This window comes from Asticcacaulis sp. (assembly GCF_051954415.1).
Classification (GTDB): Bacteria; Pseudomonadota; Alphaproteobacteria; order Caulobacterales; family Caulobacteraceae; genus Asticcacaulis.
Map to the genome: position 1 here is coordinate 36,222 of NZ_JBQCHT010000026.1, position 25,458 is coordinate 61,679.

Genomic DNA, 25,458 nt, shown 5'->3' on the forward strand with positions numbered 1-25,458 from the left:
TGAAGGCATGGGTTTTCTCAACCGCTTACATCAATCGTAAGCAGCGAAAATTACCCTGCCGGATGCGCGATGCTTCAAGCCCACAGCCCCACCCGTTGCGCCAGAAGATGCGCCAATACGATGGCCGCTTAAATTTCTCTAATAAATTTTATTTTTATTGATGCAATTGCGTCTTCGCGTTACATAAAGCCAAATATCTATGGCTAAGGAAGATAACAGCCGACCACTCATCATGCAGGTAGGAATATGAATAAGATAAGCAAACGCAGCTTTCTGGGCGCGCCCCTCCTGGCGACGGTCGGCCTGGCAAGCGCTCCCCTGGCGTTTGGCCAGGAAACCGCAAAATCCGGCGCGGACGGCGACTGCAAACCCGCCGAAAAGCCCGCAGAGTACAGGCTGCCGATCGCTTCCGGGCCGTTCGCGCCGGACATGGCCTCACTGGAGCAATATCATGCGCCGGAGTGGTTCCGCGACGCCAAGTTCGGCATCTGGGCCCATTGGGGACCGCAGGCCGTGCCGCGCGCCGGCGATTGGTATGCCCGCCAGATGTATATTCCAGGGCATCCGCACTACGAACACCATCTCAAGACCTACGGGCACCCATCCGAGGTCGGCTACAAGGACATCATTCCGCTCTGGAAGGCAGAAAAGTTCGATCCCGAAGCCCTGATGGATAAATACGTAGCGGCCGGCGCCAAATATTTCGTCAGCATGGGCGTCCATCACGACAATTTCGACCTGTGGAACTCGAAAACCCACCGTTGGAATGCCGTTGCGATGGGGCCAAAGCGCGATATCGTCGGCGCCTGGAAGGCGGCGGCAAAAAAACGCGGCCTGCGCTTCGGCGTGTCCGAACATCTGGGCGCCAGCCACAACTGGTTCTACCCCAGTCATATGTACGATCAGATGTGGCCAAAACTGGGCGTCAATTATGACGGCGCCGATCCGCGATTCGTCGACCTTTATCACGACAACAAGGACGAACCCTATCGCGGTACTGACACCTGGTACACGCGCGATCCTGCCTATCACCAGATTTGGTTCGACCGCATCCGCGATCTGGTCGACAATTATCAGCCCGATCTGCTCTATTCTGACGGTGGTCTGCCCTTCGGCATTGTCGGACGCTCTCTCCTGTCGCACTACTATAACAGCGTCACTGACAAAAGCGGCCACACCCAGGCTGTATATAACTGCAAGGCATTCGGTTCCGGCGAATACAGCGCCAAAATGTGCGTCCAGGACGTGGAACGCGGTGTTCTCAAGGGCATCAATCCCCTGCCCTGGCAAACCGATACCTCGAACGGCGACTGGTTCTACAGCGACAACTATACCTACAAGACGGCGCCTGATGTCATCCACATGCTGGCCGACATCGTCAGCAAGAACGGTAATTTGCTCCTCAACATCGTGCTCTACCCCGATGGCAGCCTGCCCCCCGAATCGCAAAGCCTGCTCGATGAACTCGCGGCGTGGATGTCGGTCAACAGCGAAGCAATCCACGACTCTCGCCCATGGAAAATCTATGGCGAGGGCCCGACCAAAACCGCGGATGGCGCTTTCATGGAAAATAATGTCTACACCGGCCAGGACATCCGCTTTACGACCAAGGGTGATACGCTCTACGCCATTACGCTCGGTGATCCGGGCGCGACCTGCCGGATCGCCGCGCTCGGCTACAAGTCAGGCCATCTCAGCCGACCGGTCCGCAAGGTGCAACTTCTCGGACAAGCGAAACCTGTGTCCTTCCGGCAAACCGACGAGGCTTTGGTGGTGGATATGCCTGCGAACCTGCCGACACGACACGGCTGTGTGCTGAAACTGAGCCTTTAACCGCGCACTTTTTTCCGGGGACACCCATGTTTGACCGCCGCAGCCTGATCGCCGGGACGCTGTCCCTGCCCTTCACCGCATCCGCGCTCATGGCCCAGACCGTAACGGACGAGCAGCGGTCCGCGCAAAAAACGGCCAATGCCGACCCGACCCTTGCGCCTGACCTGCTGCTTCCGGAGCGCAAGATGGCCTGGTGGCGCGATGCCAAGTTCGGCGTCTTTGTCCATTGGGGCCTTTATGCCATTCCCGGTCGCGGCGAATGGTACATGTTCAACGAGAAGGTCGCGCCGGAGGACTACGCCAAGCTCGCGCAGGAATTTAATCCCCGCCACTATGATCCGGATAGCTGGGCCCGCCTGGCAAAAACCGGCGGTGCCCGCTACATGGTCATGACGGCGAGGCACCATGACGGCTTCGCCTTATGGGATAGCCCGGCCAGTTACGGTCACTATGATTCCATGCACGCGGCGGCCCACCGTGACCTGATCGCCCCCTATGTGAAAGCGGTGCGTCATCAGGGCCTGCGCGTCGGCCTCTATTATTCTCCGCTCGACTGGCGCTTTCCCGCCTACTTCCACCCTAAGGAAATGCCCGAAAACGCCGCCCTGTTCAAACAACAGACCTATGCCCAGGTCGAGGAACTGATGCGCAACTACGGCCATATCGACATCCTGTGGTGGGATGGCGGCTGGCTGGCGCACACGGGCACGGATGCCGATGCCGCCTGGTTCTGGGAGCCTGACAAGCTGAATCGCATGGTGCGTAAATACCAACCGGACATCGTCATCAATCCGCGTTCCGGCTGGCAGGGCGATTTCGATACCTCCGAAGGCCCCAGCCCGATCACCGGCCCCATCCGTGCCCGTCCCTGGGAAAAAGCCTTTTCCATCAATAATGGCGCCTGGGGCTATACGCCCGAAGACAGCATCATGACCACGGATCAGCTCGTGCGGCTGCTCGTCGATGCCATTGTGCGCAATGGCAACGTGATTGCCAATCTCGGCCCGGACCGTGACGGCCTTATCCCGCCCAAACAGGCCGAGACTCTGAAAGGCGTGGGGCTGTGGCTGAAGCGGCACGGCCGCGCTGTTTACGGTACACGACCGGGACCATTCCAGCCCGTGGATGGCGTCTATGGCGCCACCGTGGCCGGCAAGAGCATCTTCGTTCATATTGTCGGCTGGCCGCAGGATCAGCTGGTATTGCCCCCGCTGGCGGGCAAGATCGTCGATGTCCGGAATCTGTCGGGTGCGACGGTGAAGTGGTCCGCCATCAGCGACGGTCTTGCATTGTCCGTCCCCCCGGCATCGCGCGGCCCGGCCGTCACGGTCATCGAATTGCGGCTTGCCTGATCATATAGATCCAATATGGCCAGAAAAAAGTCTCCCGCGCCACGCCGCGGGAGCAGGCCAGTTGTAAAATTCGGCACCTTTCCAGGGAGAAGCAGGCGCCGCGCCAATTCTGACTCATATATTGCGTGGAGAGCCGGGAAGACCCGCGAATGGATAAGTCAGACATATAGAGACGCTTCAGAAAATGTCAAATATAAATATCATTTTTACAAATGAATTTGTATGTCGAAATTTGAGTTCGTTGATCGGGCCTATGCTCCTTGGAGAATGGGCTTATGCAGCGAAGCACGTGCCGGATGGCGCCGATGCAAACTCCATCATCACAAAAACAGGTGTGGTGATGCGAACAGCAGCCTGAGCCTAGAGCCCCCCTTTCTGGCGGTTGTGTTGACACCCCGATGAATAAATTTCAAATTTAAATTTTTACTTCACATACAGTTTTCTCTTGACGGCTGACGGCTTAATCGTTCTGATCCGGCCATCTGCTTCATGGCTTTCAAAGACGAGCGTTTTCATGACACCTCCTTACCTGAACCGCCGGTCGGCGCTTTCCGGCCTCGCCCTGACCAGCGCCCTGACCGGTCTGGGCGGGCCTGCCTTTGCCGCCAAGGCCACAGCGCGTCGCGCCGTGCTGGATCTGCGCCAGGCGACGCAACCGCTTGACCGCTTCTTCGACCTGTCGGTCGGGGCGGATTTTCCCGGCACGACCATCCGCGACGCCAATCTGGCGCAACTGAAAGAAGCGTCGGATGAGTTGGGCTTCCGCTATATGCGTTTCCACAACATCTTCGCAGACGATCTGGGCACGGTGAAGCGCAAGGATGACAAGCTGGTCTATGACTGGACGCGCGTTGATTATCTTTATGACGCCATGCTGAAATCAGGCATCAAGCCTTTTGTCGAACTCGGCTTCACCCCTGATGCGCTCAAGACCTCCGACCAGACCATCTTCTACTGGAAGGGCAATACCTCCCATCCCCGTCCCGACCTGTGGAAGCAACTCGTGGATGCTTTCACGCGGCATATGATCGAACGGCACGGCCTTGACGAGGTGCGTTCCTGGTTCTTCGAGGTGTGGAACGAACCCAACCTGGACGGTTTCTGGCAATATGCCGATCAGGAAGCCTATTTCGCGCTCTTTGGCCTGACCGCCCGTACCCTCAAGGCTATCGATCCGCAATTGCGCGTCGGTGGTCCGGCCACCGCCGGTGCGGCCTGGGTGCCGGAATTCCTAGCCTACGCCAAGGCCACCAACTCACCCGTCGATTTCATTACCACCCATACCTATGGCGTCGATTACGGCTATCTCGACGAGGAGGGGAAGATGGACCTGCAACTGTCCAAGAACCCTGACGCCATCATCGGCGACGTCAAAAAGGTGCGCGCCCAGATCGAGGCTTCGGCCTTTCCGGGCCTGCCGCTTTATTTCTCGGAATGGAGCACCAGCTACAATCCGCGCGACCTCAGTCACGATTCCTACGTCGCCGCGCCCTATATCCTCAGCAAGCTGAAGGCCGTTCAGGGCATCGCCCAGGGCATGAGCTACTGGGTCTATTCCGACCTGTTCGAGGAACCTGGTCCGCCGTCCAAACCGTTCGAGGGCGGCTTCGGTCTGATGACGAAAGACGGCGTGCGCAAGCCGTCATGGTTCGCCTACAAATATCTGCACGCCCTGCAGGGCAATGAAATCCCTTGTGCGGACAGTCAGGTCTGGGCAGCGCACGACGATCAGACCGTCTCGGTCGTCGCCTGGGATTTCCAATTGCCTGACCAGCAGGGCCGCAGCAATGGTACCTTCTTCAGCAAGCTCGTGCCTAATAAGCCGTCGCAGCCGCTCGAACTCGCCTTCGAGGGTTTGCAGCCCGGTGTTTATGATCTGAGCATTCAGCGCACAGGTTATCGCAAGAACGACGCCTACAGCGCCTATATCGCCATGGGTTCGCCCACCGCCCTGTCGCCGGAGCAGCTCCGTGACTTGCAGGCGCTGACGCTCGACCGCCCGGAATCTAAGCGCACGCTCAAGGTGGGCAGCGACGGCAAGGCGCAGGTCAAACTGGTCATGAACAGCAATGACATCGTGCTGGCGCGGCTGACGCCGAAAGCCTGACCGACTGCCGGGCGCGGCTTTGGGCTGCGCCCGGACACGTCCGCCTTATGGGGCCACAGAGTTTTCCGAAACCACATTCAGCGTCAGATATTGCGTCGGCAGGCCCTCGGCCTCGACCGCGACATGGATTTCGCCCGCCCGGTTCAGGCTGCGCAGCACGAAGGCGAGCTGGCCGTGGAATGTGGTTCGCACGCCCGACTGGAAGCTTGAGGCATCCATCGGGTTGCCATTGCCGATTCCGGCCAGGACGGCGGCGCCTGACACATGCACCGTCACCTTGCGGTCGCCGCTGCGGGCATAGATGGGCGTGCCGTTCTCATCAGCCAGCTTGAGAGTGACATAGGCCAGATCCTCGCCATTGCCCCGGATCTGCGTCTTGTCGCTGCTGAGTTGCGCCACGGCGGGGTCGCCAGCGGTGCGCAACTCCCAGCGCCCCGCTTCGTGACCATCGCGGTAGCCGACCGCAACCAGTCTGCCCGACGCGTAGGGGACGGAATAAATGGCCTTATATTCGCTGTCCACGCCGACAGCCTTGCGGCCCAGACTCTTGCCGTTGAGGAACAGCTCGACCTGCGGGAATTCTGAATAGACATCGACTTCCAGAGCTTTGCCCTCCTGACCGGGCCAGGTCCAGCTTGGATGGACATCATCCAGCGACCAGTCAAGGTGCGGCGGCGTAATCGGGAAAAGTTGGCGATCAGGCAGGTCTTCGGTGCCTGCCGGCTGGCGCACAAAGGCCGAGATCGGGTCAATGCCCGTCTTCCACAGCACCTCGCGGTAATAGGCCGCCGGGCGCTTGCGACCGATGGCGTCAATCTCGCCGCAATAGGCCAGATGCCACGGATAGGGCCCCAGCTTCTGCCAGTCCTGGCTGTAGCCCATCCAGCCGATACCGGTTTCGCCGATATAGTCCACCGCCGTCCAGACGAAATCGCCAATCACCCACGGCATGGTCTCCACCGGCCGCCAGTACTGGAAAGCGTCCTTAGAGGTCGACTCCGAGGTGAACATGACGCGGTCCGGGAATTTATCGTGGTCGCCGGCGAAAAGCTGAACATGGTAATTATAGCCCGCCACGTCGCCCGTGGCGAACTGCGCGTCATCAAGCGGCGGTTCGGCGTTCACACCCTGCGTCACCGGACGCGACGGGTCCAGCTTACGAACCAGCGCGGCCAACTTATGGCCTGCCTTCACGCCCAGGGGCGTGCCGCTTTCCGGAATTTCGTTGCCGATGCTCCAGAACAGCACGCTGGGGTGATTGCGCCCGCTGCTCACAAGGCTGGTGATGTCCTGCTGCCAATTATTGGCGAAAAAGCGGGCATAATCCTTGGAACGCTTGTCCTTGTTCCAGGCGTCGAACGCTTCATCGATTACGAGCATTCCCAGTTCGTCGGCAGCTTCCAGTGTAGCCTGGCTGGCAGGATTGTGGGCGTTGCGGATGGCGTTGTACCCGGCCGCCTTCATCAGCGCGACCTTGCGCGCATCGGCGTCATGAAAGCCCGCCGCGCCGAGCATATAGTTGTCATGGTGGATATTACCGCCACGCAAGCGAACCGGCTGGCCGTTGATGCGCAGACCGTTGACCGCATCGACGCTGATCGTGCGGATGCCGAAGCGGGTGCGGCGTTCATCGACGACGGCGCCATCAATGCGTACCCGCTGGACAAGGGTGTAGAGGTTGGGCGCATCCGTCGACCACAGCGCCGGAGACGGCACGGTCAGTTTTTGCGTTAGCGGAACGCCGGCCTTTGCCGGGGCGGAAAGCGGCACGGCCGAATGCGCCACGACCGTTCCATCCGCCGCCACCACTTCGCTGACCAGTTCCGCGGATTGCGGTCTTGCCGCACAGTTGGCAAGGGTGGTCGCAACCACGACCTCCCCGCTTTGTGGCGTGGCCATCGGCGTGGTTATCGCCACGCTGTCCGGTTCGATGTGAGTGCAACTCAGCAGGTCCAGAGACACCGGACGGATCAGGCCCGTTCCCGCATACCAACGCGACGACGGGTCTTCATGATTGACGCGTACCGCGATCAGATTGTCACCTGCGCGCAGCTTGCCGGTGAGATCGACCGAAAAGGCGCTGTAGCCGTAGCGATGCGTGGCCACGGACTGGCCATTGACCCAGATTTCGGCATCCATATAGACGGCCTCGAAATTGAGCCGTGCCACCTGCGCCACCTGCGCGTCGGTCAGGTTCAGATGCTTGCGATACCAGACCACGCCGCCTGACAAATAACCTGAGTCCTGTCCGGCCGTGGCCTGGGCATCGAAGGGCGTGCCATCCGGGCCATCCATGATTGAGGCATCGTGAGGTGCCACTACTTGCGTCCAGCCCTGATCGTCGTAGGCGACTTTATCGGCTCCGGCGGCATCGCCCTTATGGACCCGCCAGTCCTGCGACAGGTTCAGATGCTCGGCCCTGGCCGCCAGCGGCTGAACAGAAATGAGCCCAGCCAGAATAAGTGCGCTGGCGGAGGACGTGAATTTAAGCAAGATCTTTCCTTTCGGAGATGTTCAGGAATTACTTTTGCGCCGGCGGCGCAGGGTTCAGATCCGAAGCCGGCTGTCCCAGGGCAACGCCGCGGCCGGATGTGGTGATATAGACCAGTCCGTACTGGCGCGGATCACCGATGACCTGGCCGCCCATGCCCCCGCCATACTGGTGCGCGTCGTCATTGATCCTTAGCCATGACGCGCCGGAGTCATCGGAGCGGAAAATCCCCCAGACACCCTTATAGCGCCCCCACATGTAAACGGCGGGATAGGTCTGGCCCGGCGCGCTCTTGCCGAAGCCGACCGCCGCCGCCTCGGAAATATCGGCCAACTGTTTGAAGGAAGATTTGGCGTCGGCCGAATGGAAGAGCCCCTGCGGCGTCGGCAGCCAGATATCACGTAAATGCCCAGGAACCGCCCGCGGCTGGCCCACAGGCCGCCAGGGTTCGAGGACCGGCAAACCTTTGACAAAACCCTGGAAACTCGCGCCGCCGTCGGCGCTGACCAGCATAGAGCCCGTGCTGGCGTCGTAAGCATAAAAGACACCCTCGGTCGAGCGGTCCGAAAAGACCGGGAACAGGCGCCCCTTGACCTGCGGAAAGCCCTTGGAAGCCGCCCATGACTTGCCGCGATCCAGCGAATAATAGGCATCCCCCTTGCCGGTCACCCAGACCATGGCGCCGCCCTGCGCCGATACAGCGATCCGGCCCGGCGCATACCAGCCATCGGCATCATGCCTCACGATCGGCGGAGACGACGGCATATCCGCCCAGGTCTTGCCGTTGTCGAGCGAGATCAGCGCGTGGGTCTTGGCCGCGTCGCCGTCGGCAACACGCACAACAAGGCCAGGATTCAGCTCGGCAAAGTCGATCGAGCGGTTGGACCCGGCGGCCGGCTGGAAATAGCCGCCCTCAGCCGGTGGCGACGCCTCGAAGCTCAGATAACGGAACCCGCCAACATCTCCGACCGCGGCCATGAGATGCGCACCGGCAGACGGGCTGATCAGGTCCAGCGGCGCGGTCTCTTCGAAATTATAGACCTCGAAAGTCCATGCCACTGATTTGCCTGCATCAGCGGCGCCAAGATTTTTGGTCATCCACAAGCCGTCGCCCGTGCCGTAAACGGCTGCATTGGGATCGAACGGATCGATCTTGATGTCGGACATCCAGTGCCCCATGGCTTCCTTGCCGCCGCGACTGACTTCCATCCACGGGAAGCCATCGGCGCTGTGATGCGAGGCTGCGCCCAGATCGGTCCAGTGCGCGCCGCCGTCCGTGCTGCGATAGGCTGTGTCGCCGCCCCACCACCGATCCAGAGTCGTCGTCACCACCGTTCCCGGCGCGCTGGCCGCCGCACTGATACCGGCATAGCAGAAGTCTGGACCGCCCTTGCCGGGCTTTTGCGGCGTGATGTCTGTCCAGCTTCCGCTGGCCGTGTCGAGGCGCCAGACGGCGCCGTCCTTGCAGTCATTGGGACCGGGGCGGTCGGCGAAAGTGACATAAAGCCGCTTGCCGTCGCCATCGAAGGCGGCGTGGTCGGCCATGAAACCACCTGTCGGCGCGCCCTTGACGGCCTGCCATGAGGCACCGCCATCATGGCTGACATAGAGGCTGGCGGATTTCGCGTTCACCCCGGCATAAAGAGTGGGCGTCGCCGCGCCATCCACGCCGGACGCCGGATCGAACAGCACGAAGCTGACATATTTTTCCGGAAATGAAGATACCGTGCTCCAACTCTTGCCGCCGTCCGCGCTTTTCAGCAGGCCGCCTGTCGTCGTGCCGAGAAACAGAATATCGCCTTTATGGGGATCGACCTGAAAACGCTCGCCGGTATTGCGTCCGTCCTCGTTACCGCCCAGCTTCACCGGCAGAGCGGTTTTCGCCCAGGTCTGACCCCGGTCGTCCGAGCGCCAGACCGCGCCATTGCCCGCCCACTGGCTGGTATAAAGGCCGGTGGCAACATAGACCCTGTTCGCGTCTTCAGGATCGAGCGCCAGACTGAACACGCCCAGATCGTCGGATGTATTCGCCCCGTCCAGCAGCGGAATCCAGATCTGATCGGCGCCGTCCCAGCGATAGGCGCCGCCCACATCGGTGCGCGCGTGAAGCAGGCCCTTCTCTTTCGGATGATAGATGAAGCCATCGACAAATCCGCCGCCGCCCATAGGCGCCGTGGCCCAGACATAGGGCACGCTTTTAACTGCGGAGGTTTGCGCCAGGGCGCCGCCAGCCATCAAAGCCATCAGAGCCGTACCCCAAAGGGCACTTAAGCCTATGCGTTTCATCGTCTGCCTCGCTGCCCGTATTTTTATGAAACCGGGAAATTTTCGATTATGCCCGCCGCCTCTTCAACACACCTGCATCAGACGCGGCGGTTTTGCCCTGCTCGAAACCCGTCTATATAATTATATTACATACAAATAACTTCAAATGTAAAATATATTTTCACATGCAAACCCGCATGAATAAATTGACAGGCAGTCGAATGATCCTGACATTTGCGCGCATAATCCAGCTTATGCCTGTGCAGGCGACGAAATGAGTTCAATATGCCGGTATTTTTTTCGGACTACTCTTTTCCGGTGACGTTATTTTTTCTTTTCATATATGATCGCCATTGGTAAGACTCATTCATACCTGTGAAAACATCGCAAGGCGTTCATTTTCAAGGTGGATGCGCAGGCATACAGAGGCATATCATGGCGAAGCTAAATCTATCTGTTCAGGACGACACAGAGGAGAGCGAACTGAAATATCGCGCGCCGGCCCTGGAAAAGGGGCTGGATATCGTCGAGCTTCTCGCCGCCTCTCCCAAACCCATGCCGCCCCGTCAAATTTCGGAGCAGTTGAATCGCTCCGTCAGTGAATTGTTCCGGATGATCGCGGTGCTCGAACACCGCGGCTATGTTGCCATGGCCGAAAACCAGAGTGGTTACGAACTGACCAACAAATTGTTTTCACTCGGCATGTCCCGTGGCGTCAGCAAAAATCTGCTCGATTACGCCATTCCCGCGATCCGGGCGCTCAGCGATGAGATTTTACAGGCGACACACATCGTAGTCGCTTCCGATGACCAGGTTGTTGTCATCGGGCAGATGGACGCACCGGCCGCCCCCAGTTTTCATGTGCGCGTCGGCTATCGTCAGGAGATCGTCGAGGCGACCGCAGGCACCGTACTGTACGCCTTCCAGACTCCGACGAGCAAGGCGGCGTGGCGGAAAGCACTGCAGCCCACCGTCTCCGAAAGTGAATGGGCGCGTTTTGAGCAGCAGGCCATACGCGCCAGGGAAAATGGTTTCCTCATCGCCCAAAGCGCCTATTCGGAGAGCATTACCGACATCGCCTGTCCGGTCTTTAACGATCGCGGCCTGGTTGCCGCCATCACCATACCGTACATCCGCAGCAAGCTGAGCATCAGTGTCGAAGACTGTGCGAACGCCCTGGTTGACACCTGCACCTCCCTGTCGAACGCATTGGGGGCGGCACCGCGGGAAACCTTCTAGCTATCCGCCAGACTCTTACTGCCCGGCAACCTGAACATAAATACCGAAGACCAGGGCTCTGAGTGTTCCGTCAACCGCAGGTCACCACCATGCGCCAACGCGATCTGGCGGGCGAGGGACAGACCTATGCCGGCGCCTTCCGGCTTTGTCGTTATAAAGCCGTGGAAAATGCGGTCCCGCATCGCCGGTTCTATGCCAGTACCGTTGTCCGCGATCACAATACCCATATCATTATCCACACACCGCAGAGTAATATTCACACGCCCCGGCCCGCTATTATCGCGCGTGGCCTCGGCCGCATTGGTCAGGACGTTGATCATCGCCTGCGCCATTAGGGCCTCGTCCATTTCCAGGAACGCCTCGCCCTCGTCCATCTCAAGGGTAACGATTACGCCCTTAGCCACGGCGCTTTGCTCAAACACACGCACGACATCCGCGACAAACCCTGAAACATCGACGCGACGCAACTCAGGCTGCGGCAGACGCGCCAGCGAACGGTATCCCTCAACGAACCGCTTAAGGCCCCTGGCGCGCCGCTCAAGCAAGGCCAGCGCTTCCCTGGCGGACTGTACGTCTTCGGGCGCCTGGCCCTCAAGGTAGTGTTGTGCCGTCTCGGCGAGAGAGGCGACCGGCGTCAGCGAATTCATGATTTCGTGACTGATGACCCTCAAGGTATCCCCCAGGGCCGTGGCCTCCGCTATGCGCATCTCGGCCTGAATATCCGTCAGGCTGATAAACCGCTCCTTGCGTTTCTCAAAAGACAGTTCGCTGACCCCAAGGGCATAGATGCTGTCAAAAAGCCGGATCGAGGACCGTGCCCCTCTTTCCGCACGCATCACCGCCATTACCAGCGCCGGCGGAGGATCGCTTATAAAATCATCCACCCGAAAAAGCCGGCGTGCGGCCAGGTTCAAGGCATAATAGCTCTCCCCTTCGACAGACCTTAACAATGGCACCGGCACCTGATCCAGCAGGGCCGAAAGGGTTGGCGGCGTCGCTTCGGAACGGATGCTAGGCTCGGCGGAATCATCCTTCTGGCGCCTCCATGTCTCACTGGCTGCCAAGAGCACCACCGTGCTTACAGCCAGCCCCATAAGACACAAGGCCATATTGGCCCACATCTGATCACGCGCCGACGTGAATGCCAGGATCGCGGTCACCGCCACGCCCACGACACCCATAAGTTTGATGATCACGCCCCTAAAGACCATGGCGGCTCATTCGGCGGTAGAGAGTCTGCCGTGTCACGCCCAGTTCGGCAGCCGCCTTGGTGACATTGAAATTGTGGCGCTTGAGGGCCGACTCGACAACGAATTTTTCCGTGGTTTCCAGACTTGAGACGGTCGTTCGGAGGTCGATATCCTGAATGGACGGTATGTGCAGATCCTTCGGCCCCAGCACCGGTCCGTCCGTTTCGATAACCGCACGCTCCATGACCTGACGCAGCGCATGCAGATTATCGCTCCAGACAGCCGCCTTGAGATGCGCGATGGCTTCCGGGGTCAGGGCGCGGTGCGACAGATTTTGCCTGTAGACGCACAGGTTGGCGAAATGCTCGGCCAAAACACCGATATCGCCAGTACGTTCCGCCAGGGTAGGCAGATTGATTTCAAGGGTACTAAGCGCATAAACGAGGCCACGCGGCAGATCCATATCGCCGCGCCCACGCGCAGAGGTTGCGACCACACGCACATTACGGCGCTCAAATCCTGGTAGCCAGTCCAGCAAGACCTGATAAAAACCGCTATCGAGCCTTTCAATCGCTTCAATAATCAGAGTGACGTCCCGCAGCTCTTCGGACGCAATCGTCGAGATCGATGACGCGTCAACCACTTTGAGATGCGCCCGCCCGGAGCGGTTATGCAGGGCGCGGGCGATATGCGATTTTCCTGTTCCTGGTGCCCCCGACAATAAGACCGGGACCGTCAGCGGCGCGTAGCGGTCCACCAGCGCCTTGATACGCGTCATGGCCTCGGTGTCCCCGATAATGAATTCCGCGTCGGAAACCGATGGCGGCTCTGAAATCGGACCGATGTCTGCACTCGGGTTTCGCTGCCCCTGCCCCAGCCCCTCTTCGATTGCGGCGATGAATTTGTCGTTGCTCCACGGCTTCATGATGAAGTTGGTGGCGCCGGCCCTCAGGGCGCGAACAGCCACGGTTAGTCCGCTGTGACCGGTCACGACCAGCACGGGTAAACCCGGCGCATAGCGGCGCAACTCCTGCAAACTGGCGAGGCCCTCCTCACCTGAAGTCTGAGCCTGGGAAAAATTGAGGTCGAGCAGGATCAGATCGACGGCCTGTGCAGACAATAACGCATAGGCCTGTGCCGGCGAACTGGCCTTGAGAAGGGTATAGCCTGCCCTATTAAGCAACAACTCCGCCGTCTTGAGGACATCGGCATCGTCATCGATAAACAGGAGGGTTTTATGCGTTTGCGGCATGTACGATTCCGGACAACTCGGACACTTGATGCGTCAAAATTCACTCAAATTATGAAAAAGTCAAATAAAATTGACGCCTTAGCTTATTTTTGGAAATCCGCTAAACTGTCAAAAAGAACAAAGATACGGACAATGCGGAGGAAGCCACATGATGATGACCCAAAGAAGTGCTTTTGTCTTGAATGCGCAATGCGAGGACATGACGGACTGCGCAAGGCCGGTTCTGGATCAGCTCGCGGAGACCCTGCAACAGTCCTGCCAGCTTGTCATGCGCCAGGAAGGATGCTTCCGCGTCATCCTTCAGAGCGTCCCGTCGGCTGCTTTCTATGTCAACATGCCCACAGGGATGGTTTACGAGGTTCAGGACACCGGAAACACTGTATCTGATCAGCCATATAAGGCCGACCAACAACCGAACCCCAACCTGCCTGACATTACGGATGTCTATGCCCCCATCTTCCAGGGCACGAAGCAGGTCGCCCTTCTTGTGTCGTCCTGCGTGAAGCGTCGCAACGGGCCATCCCTGGAAGAGTGCCGGGCGCAGGTCGCGGCGGCCGCAAACCGCCTGAGCCAATCCTTTATTGCACAGTCCCTGGTGGCTTAACTTACCGCAAAACCTGTATTAAGCTCGTTGACCAGACGCGCCTTGCGGCTCCCAGGGTTTCCAATTGCCAGCGCAAAACACAGTATCGGATACGACCGCGCCCCTCATAAGTTTGAGGGGCGTGAATTTCTCCTATCGAGCCGCCGGCCGTCGCGTCGACGCTCTGCGTGACATCACGCTCGATATCGAACGCGGTGAGTTCGTTTCCATTTGCGGTCCCTCCGGTTGCGGCAAATCCACCCTGCTTAACATCATGGGGACTCTGGATCGTCCGGAGACAGGCAGCGTGTTGTTTCACGGCCAGAACGTCGCGGATGCCGCCCCCGGCGCACTTGCCCGGTTGCGCGCCTTTGACATCGGCTTCATTTTTCAGAGCTTCAACCTGATCGATAGCCTCAGCGTTTACGAGAATATCAAGCTGGCCCTGCTCTACCGGCATAAGCCGGATTTTCACATCGATGAACGGGTCCAGGAAGTCATGGACCTTGTCGGCATCGCCCACAGGGCCAATCACCTGCCAAACCAGCTTTCCGGCGGCCAGCAGCAGCGCTGCGCCATTGCCCGTGCCATAGTGGGCAAGCCATCGATCATCCTCGCTGACGAACCGACCGGCAATCTGGATTCCGAAAATGCCGCGCAGATTTTCAATATCCTGAAAGCCGTCAATGCCGAAGGATGTACCCTTGTTATTGTGACGCACGCGCCGGCGCAGGCCGATCAGGCCGAACGCATTGTTGAAATGCTGGATGGCAAGATTCAGTTCACCCGCCGGCGCCTGTCATGATGCGCCTGGCGCAAGGTTTCGGGCAGCCCGGCCGGATATTGAGCCGGTACTGGGGCATGAGCCTGCTGAAAGTCCTGAGCCTGGCGATTGGTTTTGCCGCTGCCTTCATCGTTGCGCTGGAGGTCAGGAGCGAACTCGGCTTTGATCGTTTCATACCCGATGCCGACAATATCTATCTCCTCAGAACTCTGTACGCGCCCGATGGCCCCGAACAGGTCAGCAGCGACCAGTCGCCTGCGGGCATGGCCAAATGGCTGGCCAAGGACAACTCCTCGATAGACGCCGCATCGCGTCTGGTCACGGCCGAGTGGCCGATGCGAACGCCGCAAATTACGACGCAGCAGGCGTTCTACTGGGCGGACTCCAACTTCTTCGACCTGGTGCCCTTCAAAGCCGTTTCCGGGGATTTAAGCCATGCCCTGCAGAAGCCCGACAGCATGGTATTGACGCAGAAAATGGCGCGGGCTTTTTTCGGACGCGAAGACGTCGTCGGACAGACCGTTATGCTGAGCGACTGGCTGCCCGTTACCGTCACGGCCGTGCTCGCTGATTTTCCCGACAATACGAGCTTCGGAAGGCAGATATTTATATCCAGCGAAGCGGGTTACAGTATGCTCTCCATCCTGGACACGCATCCGGAATGGAACTGGACCTCGTGCCTGACCTTCGTGCGCCTGAAACCCGGCGCATCGGCTCCAGCGGCGTCGCTCAGCGCCTTGGCGACCCGCCACGGTATTTCGTCACGCGAGCGTCCCATGACATTTGAAATCGTCGCCCTGCCCAGAGTTCACTTCCTGCCGAGGGCCGATGCCCCGATCGCGCCGCGCGGACACCCCGATACGATTATCGCCATGATTGCCGTGGCCGTCCTCATTGTTGTGCTGGCCGTGGTCAATTTCAGTGAACTAATGGCCATACAGATCGATGAACGGCGCCATGAGATGGCGATCCGCAAAACCCTGGGGGCGAAGACGCACGAGATCTGCCTTCAGGTCCTGGTTGAAGCCGCCATCCTGGTCGCTCTGGCTTTGATACTGGCTGCCGCCGCGGTTGAACGTTTCCTGCCCGTGCTTGATCCGATCATGCGCATAGGCCGGTCCCCCTGGTCCGAAGCCTGGTTTTTATGGGGAAGCTTGTCGGTTGGTTTCATAATCGCCATGGTGGGCGCCTTGTACCCCGCCCTGGCCCTGGCGTCCGCCCATCCCCGCCTCAGCCGCAATCGCCCCCCGTCATCAAGCGGTCCCTCATTGTCGCGTTCATTATGGACGGTGGCCCGCTTTTCTCTGCTGATTTTGCTGCTGATGACCTCTTACACGGTTTACCAGCAGTGGCGGTTTGCGACGAGCGACGCGCTGAACCATGATGCCAGCCACATCCTGCTGATCAACACGTCATCAGACGTACCGGCGGACTTAAGCCTCAGGCAGCCCTTGCTGGCGCTGAAAGGCATTGAAAAAGCCACCTACTCACGAAGCCTCCCCGAACAGGCCAACATCTGGCCGGACTGGATACGCAGAGCGGATGGACAGATTATCCAGGCGCAGCGGCAATCCGTCGATCCACATTTTTTTGAGTTTTACGACGTACGGCGTCTTGCCGGCCAGACCTTTGCAACTACCTACCCGGAACTGACACCCGCGCGGGACGTGGTGATAAACCGGGCCGCCTTGCAGGCCCTTGGCTTCAGGGCGCCACGGGACGCCATTGGCCGCGACATAAACCTGGCGCGTAACAATGGTGACATTGTCTCACATGTCATAGGCGTGGTTGACAATATACGTTTGGCCGACGTCCGCGAACCCGCGCCGCCGATGATTTTCGACAATCAGTCGGCCTTCTTTAATCGCCTGAGCGTGAAACTGGTGCCTGGCACCGAGGCAGAGACTCTGGATCAGATCGACCGTATCTGGAAACAGGCCTATCCGAGAGCCGGCCCGCTGGAAAGGCAGTTCTATTCGGAATATGTCCATGCCGAATACGCCGACATGTACCAGCAATGGTATGTCTTCGGACTGTTGTCGGTTATCGGCGTGACCGTTTGCATATTCGGCCTGATCGGCTTGTCTATCCATATTTACAGGACGAATCGCAAGGAAATCGCCATCCGCAATGCGCTCGGCGCCAGCAAGGCCGATTTGATCGCGCTCCGGCTGAAACCCTATCTGCGACCGCTGCTGATCGCCAATCTGATCGCGGGGCCGCTCGCATGGAGTATCGCCGTTACCTGGCTGCATACCTTCGCGCTGCACGTAACCCCCAGTTGGCTGGCTTTCATCCTGGCGAGCGCCTCCACATTTGTCATCGCCTTCGGCACCCTGGCGATCCATACGGCGCTGGCGCAACCCGCCCGGTCAAGCAGCCCGTTGAGAAATCTGGAATGAGCGTCTTTATATTTGAATAATAGATTTATATATAATACAAATAAACAAAACTATTCAACTGAAGGGGAAAAAGATGAAATTTATGAACAGCCTGATGGCGTCCTTATTGATCGCCACAGCCATCCCCTGTGCTGTTCATGCCAAGACGGTGGCAGAGCATCCCAACTGGCCCGGTGCTGGACAATTGTTCGTCGGCACCTGCTATCAGCCTGTCGATCGGAACCCCGAGCAAATTCACCGTGATATTGCGCTCATGAAGAAGGCCGGGTTCAATATTGTGCGCATGGGCGACCTGTCGTGGGATTATTTTGAACCCGAAGAAGGCGTCTACGATTTCAAGGCGTTTGACGCCGTTATGGCCGAGATGAAGGCCAATGGCATTCGTGTTATCCTCGATATACCGGGCCTGCCCGCGCCTTTGTGGCTGCATCGAAAATATCCGGGGGTTGATCTCGTTGCACAAAACGGAACGCGGCTCAACCCGGCCGAACGCTATATGGACAATATCAGCGATCCCGATTATCGGCGCCTTGTGACCGATTTCGCCGATACGCTGACAAAAAGATACGGCGCCGATCCCAACATTATAGCCATCGGTTTCGATAACGAAATCGGCAACGGTTTCATGTCCTATTCAGAGGCCGACAGGCAGCGTTTCATTACCTGGCTCAAGGCACGTTACGGAGACCTGGCCAGTCTGAATAAGGCCTGGGCCACCCAGCGCTGGTCGAGACGCATCAGTGCCTGGGATGAGGTTCAGCTCCCCTATGGCGATGGTCCGGGGCCGGCAGAGCGCTACCTGGACCTGCATCGTTATTGGTCGGATGTGACCATCGGCGCCCTCAAGGATCTGGACGCCATTCGCCAGCGTAACGCACCGGAAAAGCCAGCGATTTCAAACCTGTGGGACAGCTCCGATCGCAAGGGATTCGACTATCTTTCGACCTACCGCCAATATGTCAATTATGGCGCCTACGGCTATTACAACGGCGACCCCATCAGCGGCGGCTTTGAGACATCAATGATGCGCGGCGCCTTGACGACTCCTGTCTGGTTCAACGAGTTTCAGGCCGGCGGCGGCGGCTTTTACGGCAGTAAAGGCCGTTCGCGCATGTGGGCCTATTTCGGCCTCCTCAATGGTGGACAGGCCGTCCTCGCCTGGACGTTCAACAGCCATCTTGGCGGAGAGGAACAGGCCCTCTTCGGACTGATCGATCACGACGACACGCCTTCCTGGAAGCTTGATGAATTCGGTGCCATCGCCCAGGAATTCCGCGCAATGCAAACCCTTGGCTTCCCTCGACAGGTCTCGCCTGAAGTGGCTATCGACTATTCGTTTGACTCGCGCGTCGCCTCCAATCCGAATGGGCCCAGCAATACGGTGCGCGCCTACTACACCACGCCCTACCTGACGCAGAAGCACAACGCCTTCGCGCCACTTTATAACGACAATATCGACGTGGCGGTGATCAATGTCGCGCACGAGGATTTGAGCCGATACAAGCTTGTGGTTGTCTCCGGCGAATACCTGATGGACCAAAGGGCGACCGACGCGATCCGCGCCTATGTCGCAAATGGCGGCACGGTCGTGATGACAGCCTTATCCGACAAGGCCGACGGCACCGGCCAGTGGCACAACACACCCTTGCCGGGCAGGCTGTCCGATGTCTTCGGCCTGAAAACAAATGCGTTTTATCGCACCGACACGCCGCTGACCGGCCGGATCGGCGACACAGATTTCAGCACCACGATCAATTTCTACGAAGTGCTCGAACCGTCAACCGCAAAAGTCATGGCCCGGTTTTCAAATGTTGAAGGATCACCGCCCGTCATAACCATGAATAGCTATGGCAAGGGCCGTGCGATCTACGTGGCCACGCCCGCTCAGGCGTCCATCATGACGCCGCTATACGAAAGCCTGTATGCCGACCTGAAAATCGCTGTCGGGCCTAAAACACCCGAAGGGGTCTATGCCCGCGAGGTGAATGGCCGGACCCTGTATGTAAACACAACCACGACCGATAAGGTCGTGCCGATTTCCGGTCAGAAAACAGGGCTCGTTACGCATACGACCTGGAATAGGGAGATGCATCTGGGGCCTTACGGTGTTGACCTGTTGCAATAGGGAAAAAGTACGACAAAACGGCATCACTTTTCAAAGAAGTGGGGCGACAGCGCGTATTTTATTTGCAAAATGCTATTTTATTGACAAATTAACACTACCCCCATGCGTTCAACCTTCATGATCGGGCGCACAACAAAAATATCGAGGAAACCAAATGATACTTGGCAGGCGTGCATTTCTTTTGTCGACAGTGGCCATCGCCGCCACCTGCAGCGCGTGCGGCGGCGGAGGTTCCGGGTCATCCGGTTCTTCTGGCGGCGGCTCGTCCGGCGGCGGATCTTCGTCGGCCTCGTCCTCGTCTTCTTCGTCTTCTTCGAGTTCCTCGTCCGCCAGTCTGTACCCGGATTACAATACAAGCCCGCTGGCCGCGGATTCCACCGGCATGACCAGCACCGCGGCGCAGATTTCCAGCAAAATCAAGCTGGCCATCAACATCGGCAATACGATGGAAGCCATCGGCGGCGAAACTGCCTGGGGCAATCCATTGATTACCCAGGATCTGGTGAATAAGTACAAATCACTGGGCTTCGATGCCATTCGACTGCCTTGTGCATGGGATCAGTATGCCGACCAGGCCACCGCCAAGATTTCCGCCACCTGGCTCGATCGGGTGAAGACGGTCGTGCAATACTGCATGAACGCCGATCTCTATGTCGTGCTGAACATTCACTGGGACGGCGGCTGGCTGGACAGTCATATCAACGACACCGACAAGGCGGCGACGGCTGCAAAGCAAAAGGCGTTCTGGGAGCAGATAGCTACTCATCTCCGCAACTTCGACGAACGACTGATATTCGCAGGCGCGAACGAGCCACCTGCCGACACCGCAGAAAAGATGAGTGTCCTGAAATACTACCACCAGACCTTCATAGACGCCGTTCGTTCGACTGGCGGCAAGAACGCCTATAGAACTCTGATCGTCCAGTCGCCAAATACCAGTACTGAATATGCTGTATCACTGTGGACTGGTATGCCTACCGACACTGCGACCGATCGCCTGATGTTCGAAATCCACTATTATACCCCCTCACAGTTCATGATCATCAGTGAGGACCAGTCCTGGGGCAAGATGTTCTATTACTGGGGTAAGGATAACCATTCAACCATCGAGCCCGACCGCAATGCGACCTGGGGCGAGGAAGACTATGCCGATCAGCAGATGCTGGCGATGAAAACACATTTTGTCGACCAGGGCATACCCGTCATCATGGGCGAATACGGCGCCTGGCGTAAAACCACGCCGCTCGATCTGCCGAAGCACAACGCCTCCGTGACCTACTGGAACAAATACGTCACCCAACAGGCCCTGGCCAACGGCGTGGTGCCCTTCCTTTGGGACACCGGCAGCCTGATCGATCGGACCACACTTGCCGTCAAGGATACGGATATTCTCGACGGCCTGCTCACGGCCGCCGGCAAGAAATAAAGCTGTGTCACGATCATCAATTGGTTTTCTGCTAACCAGGTAAAAGCGCTCCGGATATCTCCGGAGCGCTGGCTTCGGCTGATCACCCGATAATGATCATTACAGGAAACCAATAATCATGCGGCAGCGCTTGTCGACCCTTCCCCAGCCTGCGAGACCCAGACTATTTTTTCGCCATTATTCGATTGATAAAACATAATAATTTTCAAAATCGGCAATAATGCTGCAAATTTGCGACGCCTCTACAGCGGTTTACAAACGAAAAAAGTGGTGTAATTGCACCGCTTTTTTTTCGTTCAAGTCACTGATTTTAATTGACGCACTCGAAGAGATTGATGCGCGTTGTTTTAACAACGCTTACCCCTTCAGGGCGCCTGCGGCGTCGGTCGCCCTTTCGGGTCGGCCTGTCATTACAAATCGGGGTAGCGCTGCAAACATAACAAACCGCTCGTGGCCACGAAAGCCCAAATAGCCAGCGCCCGAAGCGAAGAGCCGAGTGATAAGAACCTGGCTGTTTCACGGCTTATTTGATCTTTTCCTGCAGACGCGCCATAAGGTCGGCGATAATTTGTCGCATGACGCGCCAAAATCCATCGAATTGAAAGCCTGACTATCCAATGGCCGTTTCTTCGCAAGATCCTGATGAAAAAACCCGCAAGTCACCGGTATACAGCGCGCCCGCCCTTGAAAAGGGCTTCACAATTCTGGAGCTCCTTTCCGAATTTCCCGGTGGCCTGACTATAACCGAAATGGCTGGCAAGCTGGGCCTGTCTGTCAGCGAAATCTTTCGTGTTATCATGGTCATGGAAAGACAAGGCTGGATCAAACGCCATGCCGGCGACCGGTTTCGCGTGACCTTGCGTCTGCTGGAAATGGGCTTCAAGGCCACGCCCGTCGACGATCTGGTTCAGACGGCGGCCCCGTTCATGCGCGAACTTTCCTACCGAATCGAACAGTCCTGTCATCTCGCCGTGCGCAACGGTGACCGCGGAATGATCGTATATCGCCAGCAGACGCCTGGTCCTACTGTGTTTGCCACGCGCGTCGGCGCCGAGATCGCCTTGCCGGCCACATGCTCCGGTCACGTCCTGCTTGCCTTCGATGCTGTCAACGACGGACCGCGCGTTGGCGAAGTCAGTATCGATCCCACGCTGGAAAATACGCTGCGCAAAATTCGGACCCGCGGCTACGAGATGATGAAAAGCACCCGCACGGTCGGCGTTACGGACATGAGCTGTCCGATTTTTGGCGGCAATGGTGTTGCTCTCGCCGCGCTCACAGTGCCCTTTCTGCAATTGATAGACGGCACGCAAAAGGTCGATCGTGAGGAAGCACGGCTGATTCTGCAGGAAACGACCCGCCAGATTTCGGAAGAACTGGGCGCCATCCGCTGCTGATGCCGCATTCCTGCCGGCGGCTGTTCGTCTGCTCAGGCGGCGCCGGCCTTGCGGTAGCGCTTCAGGACTTCGTCATGCGTCGGCATCTGGCTTGCCGCCTGCACCATGGCCCTGCGCATTGACTCCACGCTGGCCATGACCTCATCCGCCGGCAAGCTGGCGATAACCGGATCGCAGGCGTCAGGGACGATATTCTGCCCGAGCAAGACCGCCACCCAGCTTGGACGCGAAAACAGTTCGTCCTCGTAGCGGAAAGTGCGCCCGCCCTCGCGGAACAAGGCGATTTTGCGCGCCAGGCTGTCAGGGATCGTCATATTGCGGCAATAGTTCCAGAAAGGGCTGTCGTCCCTTTCGGTAGCCTTGAAGTGCAGGATGATAAAATCCCTGACCTGCTCGAACTCGGTTTTCATGTGCCGGTTATATTCGTTGCGCAGTACGTCCGGCAGGGCGCTGTCTGGGAACAGGGAAATAAACCGGCTGATCCCCTCCTGAATCAGATAGATCGAAGTAGATTCCAGAGGCTCCAGGAAACCAGCCGAAAGGCCGATGGCAATGCAGTTCTTTTCCCAGAAGGTCTGGCGGTGGCCGGCCGTGAACCGGATGGTCCGCGGCGCCGCCAGGACTTCGCCGTCCAGCCCGAATAGGAGGACCGCAGTCGCCTCGTCATCGGAAATGAAGTCCCGGCAGTAGATATGGCCATTACCCGTCCGCGCCTGGGTGGGGATGCGCCATTGCCAGCCGGAAGCCTTGGCCGTGGCGCGTGTATAGGGCGTGAGCGGTCCGGAATGCGCCGACGGCACGGCCTGGGCGGAGTTGCACGGCAGCCAGCGGCTCCAGTCGATATGGCCGACGCCGAGCGTCTGGCCCAGCAACAGAGAGCGGAAACCCGTACAGTCAAAGAAAAATTCACCCTGAACGGATCGGCCATCTTCGAGATCGAGATGCATTATGCGGCCGGTTTCGGGGGCCTGGCCAACCGACCGTATCTTGCCTTCGACCCGATGGGCACCGCGTTTTTCGGCATAGCCGCGCAGATATCGGGCATAAAGGCTGGCGTCGAAATGATAGGCGTACCGGATATGTGACAGTACGGTGCGCGGATTGGTATCCGGATGGGTAAACCTGCCCTGCCGGGCGGCGACGGCGCACAAACTGTAATCGTCGATCGGGTGGGGATTACCGGCGGCGCGGCTGCGCAGCCAGTACTGGTGGAAATCGTAACCGTTCATATCGACGCCGTGGCCGCTGAACGGATGGATGTAGCGATCCCCCTTTCGCCCCCAATCGATGAATTCAATGCCGAGTTTGAAGGTCGCGTTGGTCTCGCGGATGAAGTCGGCCTCGTCGATGCCCAGCAGATGATTGAAATTGATGATGTCGGGAATCGTGGCCTCGCCCACGCCGATGCTGCCGATTTCCTCAGACTCGATCAGAGTGATCGACAGCTTGTCCGGACCGAGCAGGCTCGACAAGGCGGCGGCTGTCATCCATCCGGCCGTACCGCCGCCGGCAATCACGATGTTTTTCAGGAGCGGTGCCATTCTATGCGCCTCTGTGCGCCAAATAGCGCTTCAGGTTGACCATGTAGGTGTGGTGATCGGGCAGGCTGCGGGCCGCCGCCTCGATCCGGTTGCGCAGATCGGAAAGATAGGCCCGGACCTGTTCGTCCGGCGGGGTATCAGCCAGGCGGTCATGGCGTTTCGGCCGGCGCCCCATGCCATAGTGCAGGATCAGCCAGTCCTCCGGCGTAAAGGGTTCGAGGTCGTAAGAGACCAGTACGCCCCGGCTGAGAAATTGCGTGATCTTCCGGTCGAGCCTTTCATCGGATGCTTCTCCCCCGTGCCAGTAGGGGCCGGCGTCCTCAGGCGGCGAAGCCAGCAGCGCGCCGCGAAACAGTTCGGCGTGGTCATGATCGTTGGCGAATTGTCGATTGAATTCACGCCGTTCCATGGCCATGTCGGACGATACGGGAATTAGCGTGAGCAGACGCTCGACATCGCGTTGCAGCAGCATCAGGGGTGCGGGCGTCAGCGGATCGACAACGGCCGCCGCCTGACCTATCGCCACGCAATTGCCGATCCAGGCGGCGGACCGGCGACCGCAGACCGCCTCGGCGCCGACATCGACAGCGCCATGCGCCGCCAGGGCCGCGGCTTCATCTTCCATCGCGTACAGGGTCAGTTTCGCCGCAGCGTCCTGCAAAGGGGTATCCGCTTGCCAGCCGAATGCCTGCCCAGTCAGCACGCGGATAGCAGTCCCCAATGTCCTGGATGGCGTCTCGGTCAGTGCCGCGCCCAACGCTTTACCACTGATCATCTCCGCGCCCATGCGACCAATGAGGGCGGCCTCGGGACCAGTGCAGTCGATAAACAGGTTGGCGCAGACCGATTGTCCATTGGCCAGGTGAACCTGCTGAATATCATGGGCCAGACAGTCAATCTCCGTAACAGTCGCCGCGATCACACTCAGGCGCGAGCGGTCGATTACGGAGTACATTGCTTCCCGGTACGCTCCGGCTGAAAACTGGTAGCCGTATTCGGCGCGCGCGAGCGAATGCCCATCGGTTTCTGGCGGATGCGCAAATACGCCCAGCCTGGCAGCGGTGGCTGAAACCAGATAGGGTTCGAGCGCTTCATTATCGCGGGCGGCGAGATATTGGTGAAACTGGACTCCGCCCGGCACCGGCAGTGGCAGTTGGAAGCCCTGTATCCAGTCCCTCCTCTCTTTCCCCCACGCCTGATAATGGGTGCCCCAGGAAAAGGCCGTATTGCCGCCACGGATCAGGTCCGGTTCCGACAGACCGATCGACAGGTTGAAGTTATAGGCCGTGGGTGAGGTCACGCTGCCATAGAAGATATCGGTCACCGGATTTTCGTCGGTGATAATCAGGGTCAGCCTGTAGTCTGGCGGCAAATGACGGCTAAGCGCCGCCGCCGTCATATATGCCGCCAGGCCGCCGCCGCAAATGGCGATGTGAAAAGCCGGTGTGTCGTGTTCGGGTCTCCTCATGGC

The 25,458-nt window shown here is 58.6% G+C and carries 16 protein-coding genes; 10 read left to right on the forward strand and 6 right to left on the reverse strand.

Translation table 11 applies throughout. The features are described from left to right. Positions 1-246: 246 nt before the first annotated feature. The 3 genes from ACTHND_RS09375 (at position 247) to ACTHND_RS09385 (ending at position 5,292) form a co-directional block, all read left to right on the forward strand. A complete protein-coding gene (locus tag ACTHND_RS09375) occupies positions 247-1,833 on the forward strand; it encodes an alpha-L-fucosidase (protein ID WP_440177683.1) in 1,587 nt (528 codons plus the stop codon). Between the two features lie 26 nt (positions 1,834-1,859). After that, complete coding sequence (locus ACTHND_RS09380) at positions 1,860-3,185, forward strand: alpha-L-fucosidase (protein ID WP_440177684.1); 1,326 nt, start codon at positions 1,860-1,862, stop codon at positions 3,183-3,185. Between the two features lie 514 nt (positions 3,186-3,699). Then, entirely contained in the window at positions 3,700-5,292 is a 1,593-nt protein-coding gene (locus ACTHND_RS09385; protein WP_440177685.1) for a GH39 family glycosyl hydrolase, read from the forward strand. 45 nt (positions 5,293-5,337) lie between these two features. Here the strand turns inward: ACTHND_RS09385 and ACTHND_RS09390 are convergent, their stop codons facing one another. Both ACTHND_RS09390 and ACTHND_RS09395 read right to left on the reverse strand, forming a co-directional pair. Beyond that, positions 5,338-7,785, reverse strand: a complete 2,448-nt coding sequence (locus ACTHND_RS09390; RefSeq protein WP_440177686.1) for a glycoside hydrolase family 2 TIM barrel-domain containing protein — start codon at positions 7,783-7,785, stop codon at positions 5,338-5,340. 28 nt (positions 7,786-7,813) lie between these two features. After that, complete coding sequence (locus ACTHND_RS09395) at positions 7,814-10,027, reverse strand: exo-alpha-sialidase (protein WP_440177687.1); 2,214 nt, start codon at positions 10,025-10,027, stop codon at positions 7,814-7,816. 456 nt (positions 10,028-10,483) lie between these two features. On the opposite strand from ACTHND_RS09395, the gene ACTHND_RS09400 reads away from it, so the two are divergent. Further along, a complete protein-coding gene (locus ACTHND_RS09400; protein ID WP_440177688.1) occupies positions 10,484-11,287 on the forward strand; it encodes an IclR family transcriptional regulator in 804 nt (267 codons plus the stop codon). Here ACTHND_RS09400 and ACTHND_RS09405 read toward each other — a convergent pair. Both ACTHND_RS09405 and ACTHND_RS09410 read right to left on the reverse strand, forming a co-directional pair. Then, complete coding sequence (locus ACTHND_RS09405; RefSeq protein ID WP_440177689.1) at positions 11,284-12,447, reverse strand: sensor histidine kinase; 1,164 nt, start codon at positions 12,445-12,447, stop codon at positions 11,284-11,286. The two genes, ACTHND_RS09400 and ACTHND_RS09405, sit on opposite strands and share 4 nt — an antisense overlap. Before the next feature lie 40 nt (positions 12,448-12,487). Further along, complete coding sequence (locus ACTHND_RS09410; protein ID WP_440177690.1) at positions 12,488-13,729, reverse strand: sigma-54-dependent transcriptional regulator; 1,242 nt, start codon at positions 13,727-13,729, stop codon at positions 12,488-12,490. Between the two features lie 148 nt (positions 13,730-13,877). Here ACTHND_RS09410 and ACTHND_RS09415 point away from each other — a divergent pair, with 148 nt between their 5' ends. The 6 genes from ACTHND_RS09415 (at position 13,878) to ACTHND_RS09440 (ending at position 22,446) form a co-directional block, all read left to right on the forward strand. Further along, entirely contained in the window at positions 13,878-14,333 is a 456-nt protein-coding gene (locus tag ACTHND_RS09415; protein ID WP_440177691.1) for a hypothetical protein, read from the forward strand. Between the two features lie 121 nt (positions 14,334-14,454). Further along, positions 14,455-15,117, forward strand: coding sequence for an ABC transporter ATP-binding protein (locus tag ACTHND_RS09420; RefSeq protein ID WP_440177692.1), 663 nt, complete (start codon positions 14,455-14,457; stop codon positions 15,115-15,117). Further along, positions 15,114-17,498 (forward strand): ABC transporter permease, encoded by a 2,385-nt coding sequence (locus tag ACTHND_RS09425; protein WP_440177693.1) that lies wholly within the window; start codon positions 15,114-15,116, stop codon positions 17,496-17,498. Before ACTHND_RS09420 ends, ACTHND_RS09425 begins: the two co-directional genes overlap by 4 nt. A gap of 73 nt (positions 17,499-17,571) precedes the next feature. After that, the gene (locus ACTHND_RS09430) at positions 17,572-19,623 is read left to right on the forward strand and encodes a beta-galactosidase (RefSeq protein WP_440177694.1); all 2,052 of its coding nucleotides are present in this window, start codon (positions 17,572-17,574) and stop codon (positions 19,621-19,623) included. Positions 19,624-19,777: 154 nt separating this feature from the next. After that, the gene (locus ACTHND_RS09435) at positions 19,778-21,049 is read left to right on the forward strand and encodes a glycoside hydrolase family 5 protein (protein ID WP_440177695.1); all 1,272 of its coding nucleotides are present in this window, start codon (positions 19,778-19,780) and stop codon (positions 21,047-21,049) included. 617 nt (positions 21,050-21,666) lie between these two features. Then, a complete protein-coding gene (locus ACTHND_RS09440) occupies positions 21,667-22,446 on the forward strand; it encodes an IclR family transcriptional regulator (protein ID WP_440177696.1) in 780 nt (259 codons plus the stop codon). Positions 22,447-22,478: 32 nt separating this feature from the next. Here ACTHND_RS09440 and ACTHND_RS09445 read toward each other — a convergent pair whose 3' ends face one another. Next, a complete protein-coding gene (locus ACTHND_RS09445) occupies positions 22,479-23,987 on the reverse strand; it encodes a tryptophan halogenase family protein (RefSeq protein ID WP_440177697.1) in 1,509 nt (502 codons plus the stop codon). A 1-nt stretch (position 23,988) separates the two neighbouring features. After that, entirely contained in the window at positions 23,989-25,455 is a 1,467-nt protein-coding gene (locus ACTHND_RS09450; RefSeq protein WP_440177698.1) for a tryptophan 7-halogenase, read from the reverse strand. Positions 25,456-25,458 lie beyond the last annotated feature (3 nt).

Bases quoted from the DNA above. Each gene is read 5' to 3' on its own strand.
- ACTHND_RS09375 (WP_440177683.1), top strand. From the start codon at position 247: ATGAATAAGATAAGCAAACGCAGCTTTCTGGGCGCGCCCCTCCTGGCG.
- ACTHND_RS09380 (WP_440177684.1), top strand. From the start codon at position 1,860: ATGTTTGACCGCCGCAGCCTGATCGCCGGGACGCTGTCCCTGCCCTTC.
- ACTHND_RS09385 (WP_440177685.1), top strand. From the start codon at position 3,700: ATGACACCTCCTTACCTGAACCGCCGGTCGGCGCTTTCCGGCCTCGCC.
- ACTHND_RS09395 (WP_440177687.1), bottom strand. From the start codon at position 10,027: ATGGCTTTGATGGCTGGCGGCGCCCTGGCGCAAACCTCCGCAGTTAAA.
- ACTHND_RS09400 (WP_440177688.1), top strand. From the start codon at position 10,484: ATGGCGAAGCTAAATCTATCTGTTCAGGACGACACAGAGGAGAGCGAA.
- ACTHND_RS09410 (WP_440177690.1), bottom strand. From the start codon at position 13,729: ATGCCGCAAACGCATAAAACCCTCCTGTTTATCGATGACGATGCCGAT.
- ACTHND_RS09415 (WP_440177691.1), top strand. From the start codon at position 13,878: ATGATGATGACCCAAAGAAGTGCTTTTGTCTTGAATGCGCAATGCGAG.
- ACTHND_RS09425 (WP_440177693.1), top strand. From the start codon at position 15,114: ATGATGCGCCTGGCGCAAGGTTTCGGGCAGCCCGGCCGGATATTGAGC.
- ACTHND_RS09430 (WP_440177694.1), top strand. From the start codon at position 17,572: ATGAAATTTATGAACAGCCTGATGGCGTCCTTATTGATCGCCACAGCC.
- ACTHND_RS09435 (WP_440177695.1), top strand. From the start codon at position 19,778: ATGATACTTGGCAGGCGTGCATTTCTTTTGTCGACAGTGGCCATCGCC.
- ACTHND_RS09440 (WP_440177696.1), top strand. From the start codon at position 21,667: ATGGCCGTTTCTTCGCAAGATCCTGATGAAAAAACCCGCAAGTCACCG.
- ACTHND_RS09445 (WP_440177697.1), bottom strand. From the start codon at position 23,987: ATGGCACCGCTCCTGAAAAACATCGTGATTGCCGGCGGCGGTACGGCC.
- ACTHND_RS09450 (WP_440177698.1), bottom strand. From the start codon at position 25,455: ATGAGGAGACCCGAACACGACACACCGGCTTTTCACATCGCCATTTGC.